General features: G+C 38.2%; 21 protein-coding genes. 9 read left to right on the top strand and 12 right to left on the bottom strand.

Translation table 11 applies throughout. From position 1 onward, the window contains the following. Position 1: 1 nt before the first annotated feature. The 4 genes from SLP02_RS23260 to SLP02_RS23275 form a co-directional block, all read right to left on the bottom strand. Positions 2-1,009 (bottom strand): hypothetical protein, encoded by a 1,008-nt coding sequence (locus SLP02_RS23260; RefSeq protein ID WP_319423103.1) that lies wholly within the window; start codon positions 1,007-1,009, stop codon positions 2-4. Between the two features lie 220 nt (positions 1,010-1,229). Beyond that, positions 1,230-1,889 carry a translation elongation factor Ts gene (gene tsf / locus SLP02_RS23265; protein ID WP_319423104.1) on the bottom strand — a complete coding sequence of 220 codons (660 nt, stop codon included), beginning with the start codon at positions 1,887-1,889 and terminating at the stop codon, positions 1,230-1,232. Between the two features lie 112 nt (positions 1,890-2,001). Beyond that, positions 2,002-2,814 carry a 30S ribosomal protein S2 gene (gene rpsB / locus SLP02_RS23270; RefSeq protein ID WP_319423105.1) on the bottom strand — a complete coding sequence of 271 codons (813 nt, stop codon included), beginning with the start codon at positions 2,812-2,814 and terminating at the stop codon, positions 2,002-2,004. A 172-nt stretch (positions 2,815-2,986) separates the two neighbouring features. Then, the gene (locus tag SLP02_RS23275) at positions 2,987-3,580 is read right to left on the bottom strand and encodes a DUF2808 domain-containing protein (RefSeq protein ID WP_319423106.1); all 594 of its coding nucleotides are present in this window, start codon (positions 3,578-3,580) and stop codon (positions 2,987-2,989) included. Positions 3,581-3,754: 174 nt separating this feature from the next. On the opposite strand from SLP02_RS23275, the gene SLP02_RS23280 reads away from it, so the two are divergent. The 3 genes from SLP02_RS23280 to SLP02_RS23290 all read left to right on the top strand — a co-directional run bounded on the left by SLP02_RS23280 (position 3,755) and on the right by SLP02_RS23290 (position 5,369). Beyond that, positions 3,755-4,042 (top strand): RNA recognition motif domain-containing protein, encoded by a 288-nt coding sequence (locus tag SLP02_RS23280; protein WP_319423107.1) that lies wholly within the window; start codon positions 3,755-3,757, stop codon positions 4,040-4,042. A gap of 95 nt (positions 4,043-4,137) precedes the next feature. Then, positions 4,138-4,374: a hypothetical protein gene (locus tag SLP02_RS23285; RefSeq protein WP_319423108.1), complete on the top strand. Its 237-nt coding sequence runs from the start codon at positions 4,138-4,140 to the stop codon at positions 4,372-4,374. Positions 4,375-4,574: 200 nt separating this feature from the next. Next, positions 4,575-5,369, top strand: coding sequence for a YdcF family protein (locus tag SLP02_RS23290; protein ID WP_319423109.1), 795 nt, complete (start codon positions 4,575-4,577; stop codon positions 5,367-5,369). A gap of 63 nt (positions 5,370-5,432) precedes the next feature. Here SLP02_RS23290 and SLP02_RS23295 read toward each other — a convergent pair whose 3' ends face one another. Together SLP02_RS23295 and SLP02_RS23300 are read right to left on the bottom strand one after the other, a co-directional pair. Beyond that, positions 5,433-5,663 carry a DUF4327 family protein gene (locus SLP02_RS23295; protein WP_319423110.1) on the bottom strand — a complete coding sequence of 77 codons (231 nt, stop codon included), beginning with the start codon at positions 5,661-5,663 and terminating at the stop codon, positions 5,433-5,435. A 242-nt stretch (positions 5,664-5,905) separates the two neighbouring features. Beyond that, on the bottom strand, positions 5,906-7,024 hold the full coding sequence (locus SLP02_RS23300; RefSeq protein WP_319423111.1) for a Gfo/Idh/MocA family protein: 1,119 nt from the start codon (positions 7,022-7,024) through the stop codon (positions 5,906-5,908). Between the two features lie 257 nt (positions 7,025-7,281). Here SLP02_RS23300 and SLP02_RS23305 point away from each other — a divergent pair, with 257 nt between their 5' ends. Further along, positions 7,282-7,830: a (2Fe-2S) ferredoxin domain-containing protein gene (locus SLP02_RS23305; RefSeq protein ID WP_319423112.1), complete on the top strand. Its 549-nt coding sequence runs from the start codon at positions 7,282-7,284 to the stop codon at positions 7,828-7,830. A 158-nt stretch (positions 7,831-7,988) separates the two neighbouring features. On the opposite strand, the gene SLP02_RS23310 is transcribed toward SLP02_RS23305, so the two are convergent. Beyond that, complete coding sequence (locus SLP02_RS23310) at positions 7,989-8,258, bottom strand: YciI family protein (RefSeq protein ID WP_319423113.1); 270 nt, start codon at positions 8,256-8,258, stop codon at positions 7,989-7,991. A 231-nt stretch (positions 8,259-8,489) separates the two neighbouring features. Continuing rightward, positions 8,490-8,954 carry a PFE-CTERM domain-containing protein gene (locus tag SLP02_RS23315; RefSeq protein WP_319423114.1) on the bottom strand — a complete coding sequence of 155 codons (465 nt, stop codon included), beginning with the start codon at positions 8,952-8,954 and terminating at the stop codon, positions 8,490-8,492. A gap of 348 nt (positions 8,955-9,302) precedes the next feature. Between SLP02_RS23315 and SLP02_RS23320 the strand changes: the two genes are divergently transcribed. The 3 genes from SLP02_RS23320 to SLP02_RS23330 are packed head-to-tail and all read left to right on the top strand — an operon-like array spanning position 9,303 to position 11,532. Continuing rightward, positions 9,303-10,073, top strand: coding sequence for an HpsJ-like protein, cyanoexosortase A-associated (locus tag SLP02_RS23320; protein WP_319423115.1), 771 nt, complete (start codon positions 9,303-9,305; stop codon positions 10,071-10,073). 2 nt (positions 10,074-10,075) lie between these two features. Continuing rightward, entirely contained in the window at positions 10,076-10,915 is an 840-nt protein-coding gene (gene crtA, locus SLP02_RS23325; RefSeq protein WP_319423116.1) for a cyanoexosortase A, read from the top strand. Further along, positions 10,912-11,532, top strand: a complete 621-nt coding sequence (locus tag SLP02_RS23330) for a hypothetical protein (protein WP_319423117.1) — start codon at positions 10,912-10,914, stop codon at positions 11,530-11,532. Before crtA ends, SLP02_RS23330 begins: the two co-directional genes overlap by 4 nt. A 308-nt stretch (positions 11,533-11,840) precedes the next feature. Here SLP02_RS23330 and leuD read toward each other — a convergent pair whose 3' ends face one another. From leuD to SLP02_RS23350, 4 genes are all read right to left on the bottom strand, one after another. After that, positions 11,841-12,437 carry a 3-isopropylmalate dehydratase small subunit gene (leuD, locus tag SLP02_RS23335; protein ID WP_319423118.1) on the bottom strand — a complete coding sequence of 199 codons (597 nt, stop codon included), beginning with the start codon at positions 12,435-12,437 and terminating at the stop codon, positions 11,841-11,843. Positions 12,438-12,558: 121 nt separating this feature from the next. Further along, on the bottom strand, positions 12,559-13,866 hold the full coding sequence (locus tag SLP02_RS23340; RefSeq protein WP_319423119.1) for a hypothetical protein: 1,308 nt from the start codon (positions 13,864-13,866) through the stop codon (positions 12,559-12,561). A gap of 181 nt (positions 13,867-14,047) precedes the next feature. Continuing rightward, complete coding sequence (locus tag SLP02_RS23345) at positions 14,048-14,674, bottom strand: CPP1-like family protein (protein WP_319423120.1); 627 nt, start codon at positions 14,672-14,674, stop codon at positions 14,048-14,050. 65 nt (positions 14,675-14,739) lie between these two features. Further along, the gene (locus tag SLP02_RS23350; RefSeq protein ID WP_319423121.1) at positions 14,740-14,955 is read right to left on the bottom strand and encodes a DUF2839 domain-containing protein; all 216 of its coding nucleotides are present in this window, start codon (positions 14,953-14,955) and stop codon (positions 14,740-14,742) included. Between the two features lie 100 nt (positions 14,956-15,055). Here SLP02_RS23350 and SLP02_RS23355 point away from each other — a divergent pair, with 100 nt between their 5' ends. Both SLP02_RS23355 and SLP02_RS23360 read left to right on the top strand, forming a co-directional pair. Further along, a complete protein-coding gene (locus SLP02_RS23355; protein ID WP_319423122.1) occupies positions 15,056-15,706 on the top strand; it encodes an HAD-IB family phosphatase in 651 nt (216 codons plus the stop codon). 178 nt (positions 15,707-15,884) lie between these two features. Next, positions 15,885-17,543: a CTP synthase gene (locus SLP02_RS23360; protein WP_319423123.1), complete on the top strand. Its 1,659-nt coding sequence runs from the start codon at positions 15,885-15,887 to the stop codon at positions 17,541-17,543. Positions 17,544-17,563 lie beyond the last annotated feature (20 nt).

The following is a 17,563-nucleotide window of genomic DNA, read 5'->3' on the forward strand; positions in this document are numbered from 1 at the left end:
ATTAATCTTCATACCAACTCGAACGCCATGCAGCTTGGGCTTCTGCGACATCAGATTCTTGCTTAATTATTTGATACTGGCTATTTAGTTTACTAATTTCGCCCATTAAATTACGCAGTTTTCCTCTTTGAGCATTGAGTAAAGGATCGCCAAACTCAAGTTCAGCTATACGCAAACGTAATAGGCTTACCTGAGCTATATTCTTAGGAGATTTAGACTTATTCTTGTCTTGCTCACTTTCAATTGCCAAGTGAATAATATTAGGAGAATTTTTTTGTTTGTTGCTGCCTCTTCCTCCATTGTTACTATCTGCCTGAATTGCCACATCAATAATTTTGCTGGGTATGCGATCGGGTATAATTCCTGAATCCTGCAAACATCGATTAGCTTTTTGAGAAGTGTAGTCTAATGTCTTTTTTACAGTTCGTTCAATTTGCTTATGCCACAAGACGAGATGTTCTGGATTTTTAAGGTCAATCTCTTGCTTCGGTAGTTTTTGTGAAGAAGTATTTTCTGGCTCTAATTCGTCTTCTGAAGAAGCTTCTAATTCAATAAACTCAATTTTCTCTAATTCAGCCTTGATTGAGGCAAAATCGACTTCTGCTGTCTTGTTTTCGTTTTCTTCACTAACGCTGTCTTCTTTTTCTTCTTTTCTGCGTTTAGGTTTAGGCAATTTTTTAATTAATTCTGCCATCAAATTTAACTCTTGTGGCTGTGGGTCTAGTTCTTTTTGCTCAATAATAAGAGACACAGCCGGTTCAATCTCAATGCCAATTTTTCTCAAAACTTGCTGTAGGTTTTGTCGATTGCTTAAAGATAGCCCTAGAAATGATTGAGGATAAAACTGAGTACAAATTTGATAGCTTGCCAAGACTAGCTGCTGTTTGGCTGAATGGCTAAGGGAATTTAAGTAATTTTGGTATAGATTTTCAAGTTCAACCGCTATTTTGGCTGTAGTTGATTCTAAATTGTTGAGGTCTTGTTTAATTTGCTGAATCGATTTTGTCATCCTATATTCAGTTATCCGTTGGGAGATTGGCTTAGGACTTAGGGAAAATCTCCTAGCACTTAGTTAGTTCATCTTAATTCTATCTTTTTAAAAAAGCAAAAATTATCAAGCAAGAAGATTATTAAAAAAGCCATAGATGCACTTGTTAAACTTTAGCAATCTAGCTGTTAAGTTATAGTGCAATCTACGACTAATCTAGTTTCTAATCTATTGAGCAAGGCTATTTTTGACCTGTTTGAGCAGCTACTTCATCAGCAAAGTTAGATTCTTCTTTCTCGATTCCCTCTCCGAGAACAAAGCGCACAAAACGGCGAACCTGAATATTTTCTCCCAGTTTGGCAATGCTTTCTTTTACTAGGTCTTCAACGGTGATAGTTTGATCGCGGATATAAGGTTGAGGTAGCAAAGCTATTTCATTTAAACGCTTGTCAATTCTACCAGAAACAATTTTTTCCTTGATGTTGTCTGGTTTACCTTCCAGGTCGTCTCGACCCATTTCAATCTCTTTTTCCTTAGCAGTTGTTGCTTCGGGGATATCTTTTACCCTAACAAATTCTACGTTGGGGCAAGCTGCAATCTGCATGGCAATGTTTTTTACCAATTCTTGAAACTCTTCGCGACGAGCTACAAAATCCGTTTCGCAGTTTACTTCAACCAATACTCCAATACGCCCACCAGTGTGTATGTAGCTTTCAACTAATCCTTCTGCTGCTACTCGACCTTGTTTCTTGTCAGCAGAAATAGTTCCTTTTTGGCGCAGCCATTCTGTGGCTTTAGTCATGTCGCCATCATTTTCTGTCAAAGCTTTTTTACAATCCATCATCCCCGCGCCAGTTTTTTCGCGGAGTTCCTTGACTAATTTTGCCGATATACCTGCCATATTCTTTTCGTTTTAATTTTGATTAACTTAGTGACGACAAAATAATTTAAAATTATGTTTGCGAGGGCTTAAAACTTTGCCCCCGACTTATAGTATCTAGCAAAGCAAGATTCTATTCTTCGCTATCGTCTCCAGATTCAGATTCAGGAACTTCTTCGGCTACTGCTTCTTCTTCAGCGGCAGGATAATCGTCCCCTTCAATGCCTTCATCTAGTTCATCATAGTCATTTTGATTATCTGGTTGACCATGACGACCTTCATAGATTGCATCAGCTAGCTTACCCACAATCAGCTTGATTGAACGAATAGCATCATCATTTGCAGGAATTGGTACATCAGCAACCAAAGGATCGCAATTAGTATCTAAGATAGAAACTACAATAATGCCTAATTTCTGACATTCGGCGATCGCATTATGTTCGCGTTTTTGATCGATAATGACTACAATATCAGGCACTTTACGCATTGATTTAATGCCACCTAGATATTTTTGCAGTTTACTCATCTCGCGACGTAGTACTGAACCTTCTTTTTTTGGTCTTTTGTCAAGCGCACCACTTTCTTCTAAATGCTCAAGTTCTTTGAGTCTTTCTACTCTAGTTTTAATGGTTTCCCAATTGGTTAGCATACCGCCCAACCATCTTTGGTTAACGTAGAAAGCTCCACAGCGAGAGGCTTCTTGAGCTATAATTCCTGCTGCTTGGCGTTTTGTACCTACAAACAATACTCGTCTGCCTTGCTCGGAAGAAGAACGCATATATTCATAAGCTTCTTCCATCAACTGTGCTGTTTGCACTAGGTCGATGATATGAACACCGTTACGAGCGGTATAAATGTACTGGGACATTCTGGGATTCCAACGGCGCGTTTGGTGTCCAAAGTGAACCCCAGATTCTAAAAGTTCTGCGAGAGAAACTACTGGCATATTATTTTTACTCCTTGTTTCGGGTTAATCCTCCATCCAGGGACATTTTCTCGATGCGAAAACACCCGAAATCCTGAATGTGTGAATTTTTAAAGCCTATATAGTGTAGCACTATTAGCCGTTAGGTTTTTTAAGTTTTTGGTCGGTACTTGGTCGGGAATTACCCTCTTTTTCAAAATAGAGAATCGCTATTCTGATAGAACTGTAACCTTCCTGCACCCAGATATAAACCTTGTGGCTTTGCGCCAGCGGGAAAAGCCGTAACGCCAAATAAATATGCTCCAGCAAAGTCAGGATTTTTTTTGGGCTTTAAGCCAATAGTTAGCTTGTTGCCAGGTTGGATAGCTTGCTTTAAGTTGACTGTAATTGCCCCTGTTGTTTCATCTTGGGAAGTAGTCACTTCCAGTTGTTCTTGCTTATCATTATGATTTCCGAGATAAGCTTTGGTTTTATCCAGCCTAAATCTTATCTCATCGCTCCCTGTTCGCTGTTTGATTTCTACCTTTTGCAGCGATTCTCCTGCATTCTTGGGTAATTCGAGATCAAAATAGTAAACTGCCTGTCTAATCCTAACGCCACTAAAAGTAGTATGACTATCTACTAGTAGAACAGCGGATTCAAATCCTACCGTTCCATTGGGAGATTGAGCAGCTTGAACTTGAGGATTAATTTTATTGGTAATAGCTATAGTAACTAAGCAAGCTAATAAGAATTGCCAGAAATATGCTATTTTTCGGTTTGAAATGTTTGGCGATCGCTTGTACATAACTTAATTATGTTAATACAAAAATTTATAAAGGTGTTAGTATAAATGCTGAGAAAAAGATATGAAAGATAGAATTTGTATTCAGTATTGCAGGGTTTAGCCACAATGTATTGATTTAGCTCTCTTCTAATTATCGTCTCTCAGCGCAACATCTAACAAGGAGACAATCAATTTATGTCAATTTATGTGGGCAATTTATCCTACGAGATTAACCAAGAAGACTTGAGTGAAGTCTTTGCAGAATATGGAACCGTAAAACGAGTTCACATTCCCACTGACCGTGAAACAGGACGGGTTCGCGGTTTTGCCTTTGTAGAAATGGAATCAGAATCAGACGAAGATAAAGCTATTGAAGCTTTAGATGGTGCTGAATGGATGGAAAGAAATCTCAAGGTCAACAAAGCAAGACCTCGTGAGAACAGAAATTCTTTTAGTGGTGGCGGTCGTAATAATCGTTTTTAAGCTTTAGTAGCATTGGGCTTAAACTGAAATTTAATTACGCTTCTGGGAGAGGATTAATTCCACAGGCTTTTCCTTGAGGCGTTTTTGTTGTTTAAATGGAGATTATTATACAGATGGCAAAACGCCGTAACGCTAAGAAAGAAAAAGCTGCTCGTAATAAAATTAACGCTCGCAAGTATCGCAAGCCAACGTCTCGGTACTCCAAAAAAGGCGGCAGAAGATGGTCTAATCAGAATAATCAAGATTCTGAGAAAAAGACTGATGAAAATAATTCTAGTCAAACTGGAGCTTCTGACATCAATTCCAGTGGAGATCGAGCTAGAGATCAATAGTTTTGATTTCTATTGTAATTGGTAAAAGGCGATGTTATTGAGGCATCGAGGAGATAAATCAATAATGCTGTTTATAGCTTCAGGCTGTTATGAAAGATCCAGAAGGTTGACCACTAAATTTTCTGGCTTTCATTCAGCAACATCATTATCTAAAGATGCTAGCCTCGTAGCTAATTGTTTTTCTGATTACTTGATGTTCGATGAGTTTTTTATTTTTATCTAAATTATTACCTTTATTTATTTATCCTTTAGGATTTTCCTGTCTTTTATTATTAGTAGCCTTATGGCTTTATTTTAAACGTTCTCGCTGGTCTTTTATTCCTGTTCTACTGGCTTTTTTAATTTTAGTTATCGCTAGTAATGTCAGAGTTAGCAATAATTTGACTAGATCCCTAGAAAGACAGTATCTACCCCAGAAAAATATGCCTTCGGCAGGGGCAATTGTGGTTTTGGGTGGAGCTACCAGAAACAATGAACCACCAAGAATATTGCCAGATATGAGCGATCGCGGCGATCGCCTGCTATATGCAGTTAAACTATATAAAGATGGGGTTGCTCCGTTGATTATCCTGACTGGAGGACGGATTCAATGGTATGGAGGCGAATCCTCCGAAGCTGAAAGTATGGCGACGATTTTAGAACTGATGGGTATTCCTCGCGATGTCATGCTCTTAGAGTCAAGAGCCTTAAATACCTACGAAAATGCTGTTTATACCAAAGAAATTTTAGAGCGTCGAAACATTAAGAAAATTATTCTTGTTACCTCTGCTGCTCATATGCCACGCTCTATGGGTATTTTTAAAAAGCAGGGTATGAATCCCATTGCTGCACCCACAGATTTTCTGATTAGCGATCGCAATTTAGTTGAGCATACATTTTCTGCCGAATCGCAAATACTGAGTTTTTTTCCCAATACAGAAAGCCTTGACCGCACCACTCAAGTTTTAAAAGAATACATTGGTATTGCTATTTATCGTTTGAGAAGATGGATGTAGTAAAGGATGAGATTTCCTTAAAAACCTTATCCTTCTGTTGAGTAAAAAAATAGTAATTAAGTTTTAATCACTTTCCCATTTCAGTTTACCAACCAGATCGATAATGCGATCGCGTAAAAGATAGTCGTGTTTTTCTAGTTCACATTCAATGTTCTTCCACTGTTGCGCTGGTAAATAATCGTACAAAATTTTTAGCGGCTGATTCTGGGTAATAATGCCACTCTCGATCAAGCTATGGACTTCTTCTTTAATCGTTTCTATGGAGTAGCGTTTAATTGATGTTACAAATGCCATGAGTGATATTTCACCTCGTAATACAATTTTACTGAAAATAAGAATAAATTGTTTTAAAGGAGTTATAAAAAGACCGAAACACCAGTCACTTTTTTTAGCAGAAAACAGTTTTGCTTTGCCAAAGCAAGTGGATAGTTAAAATTATTTGTTTCTTATACACAAATCATAATGGTTTTAGCAACGATTACTTGTTACTAAATGTTAAGAAAATGTCCTTATTTAGACATAATCATAAAATGTAATCAAGACTTCAAAAATGCTTCAATATCAGGTACGTCTACCCAACTCTGCTGTCGATCGGACTGATGAGTTAGATCCATTAATAATTGAGAGTATACTCCTTCTTTTAAAGAGGGAACAAGAGATGTGCCAGAATCAATAGCTGCTACTAAGCGATCTACGACGCGAATAAAAGGAGCTATTCTACCATCAGTAAATACCTGAGTAAAATCCAATTCCTTGGGAATAGATACTTTTTTTAAAGACTTTCCAGCAGGCGCAGCAAACAGTTCAAAGCCATGAACGTAATCTTTGAGGTTACTACTGCCTAAGACCAATGTTCCTTTTTCACCATATATTTCTACCCAGTGTCCTCTTCCTGCATAGGTAACCGAGCTAATAGATAGCTGTACGGGTGTTCCGTCTGTCAATTCCAGCATAATCAAGCAAGTATCGTCAGCATCAACAGGCTTCATTTTGCCATGATCATGGCGATCGCGACGTTCGGGAATTGCACAATTGAGATAGCCACTTAGGCGAGATACTGAACCAAATAGCCAGCTAATATAGTCAAAAGCATGGGAAGCTACAGCACCTAATGCGCCTCCGCCAGCCTCTTTTTGCGAATACCAGTTCCATTCCCGTTGCGGATCGGCGCGACTAGTTACTAGCCAATCAATTTTAATTAATCTTTTCTTACCTACATAGTCATCTTGCAGATGTTCGGCTAACAGTTGCCAAGCTGGTACATAACGAAATTCAAAATCAGCGATCGCGCAAACTCCTTGAGCCTCTGCTAAATGATATAGTTCTTTGACTTGAGTGGCATTCATTGCCATGGGTTTTTCTAGCAGCAGATGCTTTTTCGCTGCCAATACTTTTTTTGCCATTTCATAATGTAAAAATGGCGGAGTCGAGATACTTACTGCATCTACTTCAGGTAAAGAAAGAATTTTATCTAAATTATTGTAGGCATAATGAATTTTATTCGCGTCAGCAATTTCTTTGGCTTTATTCAAATCGCGATTATATACAGCTACTAATTCAGTGCGGGGATGATGCTTAAATCCTGGAATATGTATTTTTTGTCCAAACCCTGTACCAACTACGGCTACGCCAATCTGATCGGGAGTAGATGTCATATCAAAAAAATCTCTTGCTCAAAAATAACCCTACTTAAAAATATCAAATTTTTGCCAAACTACCATTTACTGTCATTCTTATACCAAATAGAAAATAGAATGCAACACATCTTGTAAGGGCGAACGGCTGTTCGCCCCTATCTAAATATCATCTGTCGCCAACTTTATTTCATCTGGTATTAGTTTACCTCAAGACAAGTAAACTCTTTTTGACAATTAAAATCAATTAGAATAAATTTAGTTTAGTAGAGATTTATATGATGGCATCAGTGCAGCCTCTAGTATCTGAGTTTACTATTGTGGGCAGGTTAGAAGATTTTGTAGTCAATTCTCATGGTTGCGTCAAACATCTCTATTTATCTACCCCAGAAGAAGACTATTCAATGGTCGTAGCTAAAGAACAAAAAAATGTTCTTAATAAATATCTCAAACCTGGCTGCTATTTAAAAGTAACTGGAATGCGTAAAAACAAGTTACATCAAGAAAAGGTTGAATACAAAGCTTACAGAATAGAGTTACTATCTAAACAAGCTATCACTAATACAATTTCCACAATCACTAAACCAAAAGTCAAGGTGCTAATTTGTCAAAGCTCAACCTGTTGGCAAAAAGGCGGAAAAGCAGCTTATGAAATGTTGCAGGCATTACAAGCTAAAGACATGACCAAGGAAGTAGAAATTATAACTACTGGTTGTTTGAAGCAATGTAAGCAAGCTCCCAATCTAGTGATTATGCCAGGCAGAAATCGCTACAGTAGAGTGCAGCCCAAACAAGTATCACAGTTAATCGCCAAACATTTGCTATAAAACCGATTAGTTAGGATCTTTTTGTCTCTTAGTTTTTCTGAGCTTATTTCTTTCTAACATTAAGAATTTAAGTTCTTTGAACGTTCACGTTACTTATTATCGGTAGAAGCGAAGATTTTTGGGAGCAGAATATATTCTGCTCCTGATTTTTTAGCTATCTAAAAAGCTTGAATCCATTCTTTTATTTGATACTCAGTCCAGATACCATTTTGCCAATAGGGGTCAGATTCTACTAACTGGCGAACAGTTTCTTGATTGTCGGCTTCGTAGATACCAAAAACCTGAGTATTGTCTTTGGTTGGTCCTAAAGTAACTAGTATTCCCTGTTCTTTTTGACTGCCAAGACCATCCAAATGTGCTTGACGGTGAGGACTACGCTTTTCTAAGGCGTTTTCGCAATAGCTTCCCCACATAATATATTTGGGCATAGTAGTTTCAATTTGATATTTCTATCCAGGGTAATACTCTACGCTGATTTTGTAAGGGCGTTTCGCGAAAGCGGTGAGACCCCGCGTCGCCGATAGGCGCAAGGGAATGCTCACCAAGACGCGCCCTTACGTTAAATGCACTGTCATAATCTATAGTTCGGTTGCTATACAATCTACAGAGATATTTTTCAAAGAAATAAAATATCCTCATAGCCTATAGATTTAGACCATTTACGTTGCTCGATCGCTATTAATAAGCTTGCGAGCAGCTATTTTATTGCGTAAGCGAGAAGCTCCAAACATTCCACCTAGAATTAAGATTCCCATATTAGGAGCAACACCAAAAGGAACGGGAGTCGCCCCACCTGTAACCTGAGAAAAAGTTACTGGAGTAATAAAAACAGGTTGGCTAGTTCCGCGATAAGAACCCTGTATATTGTCTGATGTATCAATAAATCGCAAATTAGGAATCGTCCCAGAGCGGTAAGTAACCCCAGTAATTGCTCCATTAGCTACGGTAAATGAATTAAGGTTTGGAGAATTAAAAGTTAGATTGCTAGGTGTGCTAAGAGATACTGATGATGAGCTTTGGCTGCTAGTATCATCATTCAAACCAAAAATAGTTCCCGATACATTACTGCCATTATCATTGAAAGAAAAATTGAAATCTAAAGCACTAGCGCTTTTGGCAAACATAGTTGACGATAGAAGAGCAGCTATAGTTACACCTGCTACTTGAAAATACTTATTAAGCATAAAGAAAAAATATAAAGTACATATAAAGGCTATCTTTTTTATCTAAAGATGACTTCAGTGAGATCTCTGTTTTTCCTTTCAGTATATTCTCGCATTGTCATATTTTTTAAATTTATTCCCCCAAATTTATTTCACGAAATAAGCTATTCATAATCTGACAGAAGAGAGATAGTCGTCGGTTTGCTGATGAATTAAGACTTAAAGCGATCGCGTATCTAAACGATTGCCATTAATAGTTTTCTAAGTTATAAAAAAACATAACTATCTCCTAACAATAGCTAAATCTGTATGCTGAAATATCGTCTTCGGCGACTACGTAAAAGCTTTCAGTCTAAACCTCGAACTAGTAGTCTTACCTATAAAAAAATTAATATAGCAGTTGAACAAAAATCTACACATATTATTAATCTAGTCGGCTACGTTATGTTATTTTTGGTATTATTAGATTATGCCTTTTTATTAGCCTCCAAACAAGTATTTGAGCCTGGTTTTGCCTACAGTACGGGAGGTAACTTGGTTGAGAAGGTTTGGGGTCTTTTGTTAGGATTTTTACTCATCTTTTATCGCCGCGACCAAGATTTGATTAAACCAGCTGAATTTAGGCTGTTGTCTTTTTTGTCATGGTTTGTTTTGGTTATTGGTATTAGTTACTTTTTAATTATTCCGATAATTGTTGGTAATGCCGTTCGCATTCATCGCCTAGAGCAAGCTCAAATGATGAATCAAGTTAATGTACAAAAGTCTCAGGTTCAACAATATTCTCAACAACTAAACCAAGCTAGCCCTAAACAACTCGATGATTTATTACAAAACTATCAACAGACTACCGATCTTAAAGTTACTTCAGTACAGCAATTAAAAAGTAATTTATTAGATCAAGCCAAACAAAAACAAGCAGCCACAAAACAAGAACTTCTAACTAAGTTTAGTCAGCAAAAAACTAGTCTTTTTAAAACTACGGTGAAGTGGTCAATTGGAGCAATTATTTCTGGTGTATGTTTTATTTTGATTTGGAAACATACAAACTGGACAAGAGCAAAGAGCAAGATATTAAACTAAAAATGATTCAGTTAAGAAATAAGCTTAGTTTTGACGATCATCGTTTTTGGCTTTTAACTATTGCTGGTTTATTAATCGCCTTCAATTTGTGTTTGGTAGATTATAGTTCGGTATATTTATTGTTTTGGTGTGCAGCACTATCAATTACTTGGCGCAGAAGAAATTGGCTTGATTTTGAGAGTGACTTTATTTCTACAGCTATTGGTTTGAGTTTAATTACCTGGCTGCTATTTCGAGGAGTTGTCAACAATCATTCAATTGATGTCATTACGCGAATGTATCCTATATTCTCAGCTGTAGCAATATATTTAGTCGCATCTAAAGCTAGCAAAATAAGTCAGTACTGGCGGGAAATTGTTATTGTCAGCTTAACTGGTATTCCTTGGGAGCATATCGCTGCGGTACTGTCCCCTATAGACAAAATTTCTATCCTAGATGCGAAGATTTCTTGGCTAATACTATGGTATCTCGGCTTTGATGTATCTCAAACCGATAACTTAGTTATTTTACCCACAGGAGCAATTAAAATTGCTGGGGCTTGTTCCAGCTTTGATTTGTTGGGATTGTTATGGCAATCATGTTTGGTAATGTGCCTCTACTTTACAATTCAGAAAAAACAGCAATTATTTCTGTGCTTATGCTCTACCTTTATTGCTTTAGGAGTTAATGGGATGCGCCTTTGTTTGATGGCTTTTTTGGTAGCTAGCAATCATAAATCAGCTTTTCATTACTGGCATGGTGGCGCAGGGGCAGAAATTTTTACGACACTGGCAATTTTATTATTAGCTTTGGTTTATTGGTTGCTAATTGAAAGAAAAAGGGAAGCTATAAACGAAGTATGATTCAATTAAATTGGCAAAAGTCACGACTGTTAATTCTGGGTAGCTATAGCTTTGCTATTTTGATATCAGCTATATTTGTCTTAATTAAACCCAATCAGAATAAATTTCCCAAAAGTATTGCCTTGAATCGTTGGGAGACAATTAAAACGGATAAATTGACTTATGAATATGAATTGACTGAAGGGAGAAAATATAAGGAAGAGAAACACAATTTGGGGATGGAGATATATTTTATTCCTAATAGTCGGGGAGAAACTTTGAGCTTAATGAATCAGTATCTAGAATTGCAGCTAAAGCCTGAAGATATAGCAGTTAAGTTAGATAGTCAGATTGGCTCTTATGGTTTGCTGAATAAAAACAATCAAACTTATCTTGATACCTGTATACATTCCAGTGGAAAAACAGCCTTTACTTCTCAACAGTTTAGCGAATTAGCCAACAATAATCTTTCTTCTCGTTTATTACCTTGGATTTTCGGCTTATCGGATTTAAGAGACTGGAGTTGTTTGTGGGTAAATATGTCTGTTTCAACGGATGATGTCACGGAAGAGGAAGCTGCTGGATTGTTAAAGCAAAAGTTGTTTACTCTATTGAGTGAAATTAAGTTTGACAAGTAGCTGGCTAAAATTAAATATGCTGATGTGAATTTGATTTTAGCCAGGAGTTACAGATTGAAAAGTTCAAACATCAATTTCAAGACATCTCGATCGCTATGACTGATTATAGTTGCACCATCTCTAACAACAGATTCAAGAACGCGATTGGTAGTATAGCCACAGGGTTACGTACCCCAAAAGCCGAAATAGCACTACTAGCACTATCGTTAAATTGATCGAGGGAACTAATATAGTAGTATCGGCAAAGTCAAAAGCAATCCCGCCAAAACCCTTTAAGACGAAGGTAGTGCGATCGCTAACAATCGAATCTACGCATTTTTCCAGTTAATATAGGGCAATTTTGCTGCTGTAGCTTTAATGCCTTGGGCATTACCAACCAACTGTCCACAATTATCCCATGTGCCTTCTAGAAACATTTGTTTTGAGCCTTTATTCATCTCAACTGGAACGGAAAAATTATCGCTCTTGACTTCCATTGTTTCTAAACTAAGAGTTAAATTAGCTTGAGGATTTTCGCTAATCAATGTCTGCAACCGTTTTATTTCTTTGGGGTAAGCGATCGCACAAGGAACACCTATCGCTACGCAGTTACCAAAAAAAATCTCGGCAAAACTTTGACCGACGATCGCCTTAATCCCCCATTTAGCTAAGGCTTGGGGAGCGTGTTCACGGGACGATCCGCAGCCGAAGTTATTATTTACGACTAAAATAGTAGCATCTTGATAATGAGGCTGATCGAACGGATGTTTGCCCTCAGTCTGGGCGCGATCGTCAGCAAATGCGTGTTCTCCCAAACCATCAAAAGTTACACAACGCAGAAAACGAGCGGGAATTATCCGATCTGTATCTATATCATCTCCTATCACCGCGATCGCTTTACCAGATATTTCTTTAATTTTATTCATGTTTTGATTATTAATTACTGTACGGGCCTTTCGTGAGGCACTTGCGTTGCGGAGGTATCCTCCGTTGAGCAAAGTGCCGAACCCGAAGGGCAAAACGCCCCTAACTGGCTATTGATTACTCCTATGAGCCTGATTCTAATTCTTTTTGCCAATCTCGATCTATTTTGTCAGCATTTCTAATATTTTGATCGAGAAGATCGTCTTCGGTAGTGTATGCCAGATCGCGATCGCTAATTACTTTTTGTTGAGCAAACTGACTAGCATAGGCTAGTTTCTGACGTAGAGATTGATCGGGCTGGTTGAGAGCGATCGCTCTTTGTTGTCGAGATTGATTGCGCTCAATAATCTTCGGGTTGCGCCCCTGAATCCAGAAATAGCGCACCAGAGGAACTAATAAATACAACACGCCGTAGCCAAACAGTAGCACTAGAATTGACTGTACAAATGCTACTATGCCACCTAATTCTGCTGCGATCGTACCATCCTGTAAAAGATTACCTAAGACTAAAGCCAAAACAATGTTTAACACACCCAAACCAGCAGCCATCGTAATTTGACCACTATTAGCCTGACTAAAACGCCAAGGTTTTTCCTCAAGATACCCCGCAGCCGAGATTTGTTCTGATTGTCTATCTTTTGCCGTTACTTGAAGTTCAGGGAAATAATAGATTATTTCTCCTTGAGGTGAAACTTCAGGATAGCCATTAAAGCGACTCAGTACAGGAAGCATATAGTCTTCATCTTGATCCATCTTGTCCACGTAAGGCGCAATTTGTTCTCCTGCTACTGCACCTCTTTGGCTACGAATTACCGAACCAATAGTTTGCCAGCGATGTTCTTCTAGATCGGCATTGGGGTTTCCATCTCCAAACAAAAAGGAAAAAACTGATTCTAGAAAATTCATCTGATAATTACTTGTCTGTCTTCTGCGCTGGCGACGACGACGATTGTAGCCAGGATCGAACAACCAAAAAATATCGCCAAACCAAAAATGAGGTACAAAAAAGCCTCCTCCGAAACCTCCGCCATAGCTTCTATTACTACCACCTTCTCTATCGTCATTACTCGAATTTGCAGCGACTATAATGGCAATGATTGCCACTGCCATCAATAAAATTGAAGCAATTAAAATAATTCCAAAAGAAATCCGAATTATATAAAACAAAACCCGCCAGATTTTCGACCAAGTTTTTTGCCAGCGCAGTCGCCAGTACTTATTCCGCAGAATTCCTTGAAAGTTTTTAGGAAACAGATAAACTACGTCTCCTGATTCTGCTACCTGGAGATGTCCCCCAGCCTCACTTGCCAGGGCTAATAATCCCTGCTGGGCAAAATTTAGTTCTAACCCTGCCTGTGCTGCTACATCGCCAACGGTAACACGATAATCTAGCTTTTCAATTGATTGAACAATTTTAGGGTTGGGGGTCATTATTGGTCACGAGAATAAAAATACTTACTTTTTCTATATTTTATCGTTTAAATTTTCTCTCTTGGATAAGTTTTGAGCAAAAGACAGCAAAAAGGCTAAATGCTATTTTTCAAGTATCAAAAACATTTAGCCCAAGATGAATTTTGTTTAACCCGTGCTGGTGTTGTCAAAAAATGAAAAGCTAGCGTAAAAAACAGCTTACTAGCCAAAATAGACATAAAGTTACCGCAGAAGCAAATTGATCTACACCTAAAACAGTTACACCACCCTGACCGAAAAGCAGGTTAGCCAAGCCAGTACCAAGAGCAATACCGACAAATAGAGCAATAAAACTGATTAAAAATGCGCGCCCTGAACGTCCCTCTTTACGATTGAGAAAATAGATATTGGCAATAAAGCCTAAAGCCATTAGGAGAGGAACGATAGAAGCTGCTGAATTTTGAGAAAAAACGGCGATCGCTGATAGAGTCAAGAAAATGCCTGTAGGCCAAAGAATATCAGCTTGAGAAGGGGTGTCTATTAGCTCTTGTAGCCAAACAGCAGAGTCTTCCTTAACAATTTGCGGTACTTTAAATGCTTTTTCTACACTGCGCTCAGGAAAGCGAATTTTTTCGGGTACTTTGATTTTACCTTCTTGACGTAAACGTAAGCGATCCATAATGATTGAGTCGTAAGCAATTTCTACTTGTTCGACGACATTACTATCATTGCTATGCTGCTCAAACAGGCGTTTTTTAGCAGCCTGTATTTCTTCAAAAGAAGAATTTTCTGTGACCCCAAGTTGTTCGTAGGGATTTTGTTCGCTCATCTCTTAACCTGCTCTTTATTTGTCTATCTTAATTTTAGTTCTTAAAATTTTACCCGAGGCTTTTTCTAATAAACTTCCCAGAAACCAAATGCTGGTCCAATAAATCTAACGGTAAACCAGACAGCAGCCATTATAGCTATACCTATCCAAGCACCTTTACTAGTTAGTTTAAGAAATTTTTCTGATTGAGCTTTGGTAATTGGTATCCAAGGCAAAATTCTTTCCGAGTTTTGCCCATATTGTTTTCCTAGCGATTCTTTACGACGTTTTGATTCTCCCATAATATTAACTATTGATTGTTAATTAGTCAGTCATGGGTCGATCATAACGTTTTCTGGTCAAGCAAGAAACCAGTTTAAGTTCTACTTTTTGTTAATAATAATGAAATCTTCTAGAGTTGTTTTCTGTGATTTTGATGGCACAATTACCACTGAGGATACTTTTGTCAGAATACTGGAAAAATTTGCCCCCGAAGTAGCTGCCGAACTTCTGCCTATAATATACAGCCGTAAAATGACTCTAATCGAGGGAATACGGCAAACTTTAGGCTCAATTTCTGCCATACATTATCCCCAAATTATTGAATATATTGCTTACCGTCCAGTGCGTCCTGGACTGAAAGAATTGATAGATTTTCTTAATAATTGTGAAGTGCCTTTTGTAGTCGTTTCAGGTGGACTAACAGATATAGTCAAAGCAGTATTAAAACATCAGCAGCTAATTGATGGCGTATCAGCAATCTATGCAGGAGATGTTGACGTTACAGGCGAATATCTGCAAGTTTATTCGGCAATTGGCAGTAAAACTGAATTAGTTGCCAAAGCAGAGGTAATGAAAAAATATCCAGCAGCAGAAAAAATTGCCATTGGTGATTCGGTCACGGATATTAATATGTCATTAGCTGCGGATTTAGTTTTTGCTCGCGATCGCCTACCAGCATATTTAGATGAAGAAAATAAGCCCTACGTTCAGTGGCAAGATTTCTTTGAGGTGCGCGACTACTTAGCTGCTCGTTGGCAAATTGATATTTAAGCAAAACTTGAGCCAAAAAACTTGTATTTGCTGTCCTTTTCCAGTATCATTATAAGTTTGTTATTTTTTACTTGATTACCTTAATCTACATCAAAATAAGCGAGTAAGCCTTAATACTTTGACTATCAAATTAATTTAGAACTCAAAAACCATTAGGCAGAGGATATGGGAAATTATTATGGCTAAATTTGTATTTATTACTGGTGGTGTCGTCTCCAGTATTGGTAAGGGAATTGTAGCAGCTAGTCTAGGCAGATTATTAAAGTCGCGGGACTATTCTGTATCTATTTTAAAATTAGATCCTTATATCAATGTTGACCCTGGCACCATGAGTCCCTATCAACATGGGGAAGTATTTGTAACTGATGATGGTGCAGAAACAGATCTAGATCTAGGACACTATGAGCGTTTTACTGATACTTCTATGTCTCGCCTCAATAGCGTAACCACGGGATCGATCTATCAGGCGGTAATTAACAAGGAAAGACGAGGCGACTATGAAGGAGGTACAGTTCAGGTAATTCCCCATATTACTAACGAGATTAAACAAAGAATCCATCGTGTCGCTAATAATACTAATTCAGACGTGGTGATTATTGAAATTGGCGGTACGGTAGGAGATATTGAATCGTTGCCGTTTATGGAGGCAATTAGACAGTTTCGTAAGGATGTCGGCAGAAATAATGCTATCTATATGCACGTTACCCTTATTCCCTGGATCGGCGCAGCAGGGGAAATGAAAACCAAACCTACCCAACACTCCGTCAAAGAATTACGCTCAATTGGGATTCAACCAGATGTCTTAGTCTGTCGTAGCGATCGCCCGTTGATCCCAGGAATAAAAGAAAAAATAGCCGAATTTTGCGATGTTGACGTAAATTCTGTGGTTACTTCCCTTGATGCCAGCACCATCTATGAAGTTCCTTTGATTCTCGAAAAAGAAGGGTTGGCACAACAGACTTTAGAATTATTGCACCTAGAACAACGTCAGCCCGATCTCCGAAAATGGCGTGATTTAGTTACTAAACTGAACTCTACGCGCCCGAAGATTAATATTGCTATTGTGGGTAAATACATTCAATTGAGTGACGCTTATTTGTCCGTAGTTGAAGCTTTGGGACATAGTGCGATCGCTGCTGATTGTGAAGTTAATATACGTTGGGTAAGTGCTGAAGATATCGAAACTCATGACGCAGCCAAATATTTACATGACGTTAATGGGGTAATTGTCCCTGGTGGCTTTGGTATTCGTGGCGTAGACGGTAAGGTGGCGGCGATTGAATATGCTCGTACTACGAATATTCCCTTTTTGGGCTTATGTTTAGGAATGCAGTGTAGTGCGATCGAATGGGCGCGCAACGTCGCTAAATTAAAGGATGCTAATAGTTCAGAATTCGATCCAAACAGTCCTAATCCAATTATTAATATCTTGCCAGAACAACAGGATGTAATTGACTTGGGAGGTACGATGCGCCTAGGAACTTATCCTTGTCGCTTACAATCTGGCACTGTAGCCTTTTCTTTATATGACAATGAGGTGATTTACGAGCGTCATCGTCACCGCTATGAATTTAACAATGCCTATCGTAGTTTGTTGCTAGAAACAGGTTACGAGATTAGCGGCACTTCTCCTGATGGACGTTTGGTAGAAATTATTGAATTGCCAAATCATCCCTTCTTTGTTGCTACTCAATTTCATCCTGAATTTCGTTCTCGTCCCAACAATCCTCATCCATTATTTTTAGGATTTGTTCGTGCAGCTTTTAAAAAGACTAATCCATTTACAGACAAATCTATTCCTGTTGCTTCTACACAATCTAAATTTCAAGATAACTAAATCCTAAACTAGCACGATCG

Source organism: Pleurocapsa sp. FMAR1 (assembly GCF_963665995.1).
Classification (GTDB): Bacteria; Cyanobacteriota; Cyanobacteriia; order Cyanobacteriales; family Xenococcaceae; genus Waterburya.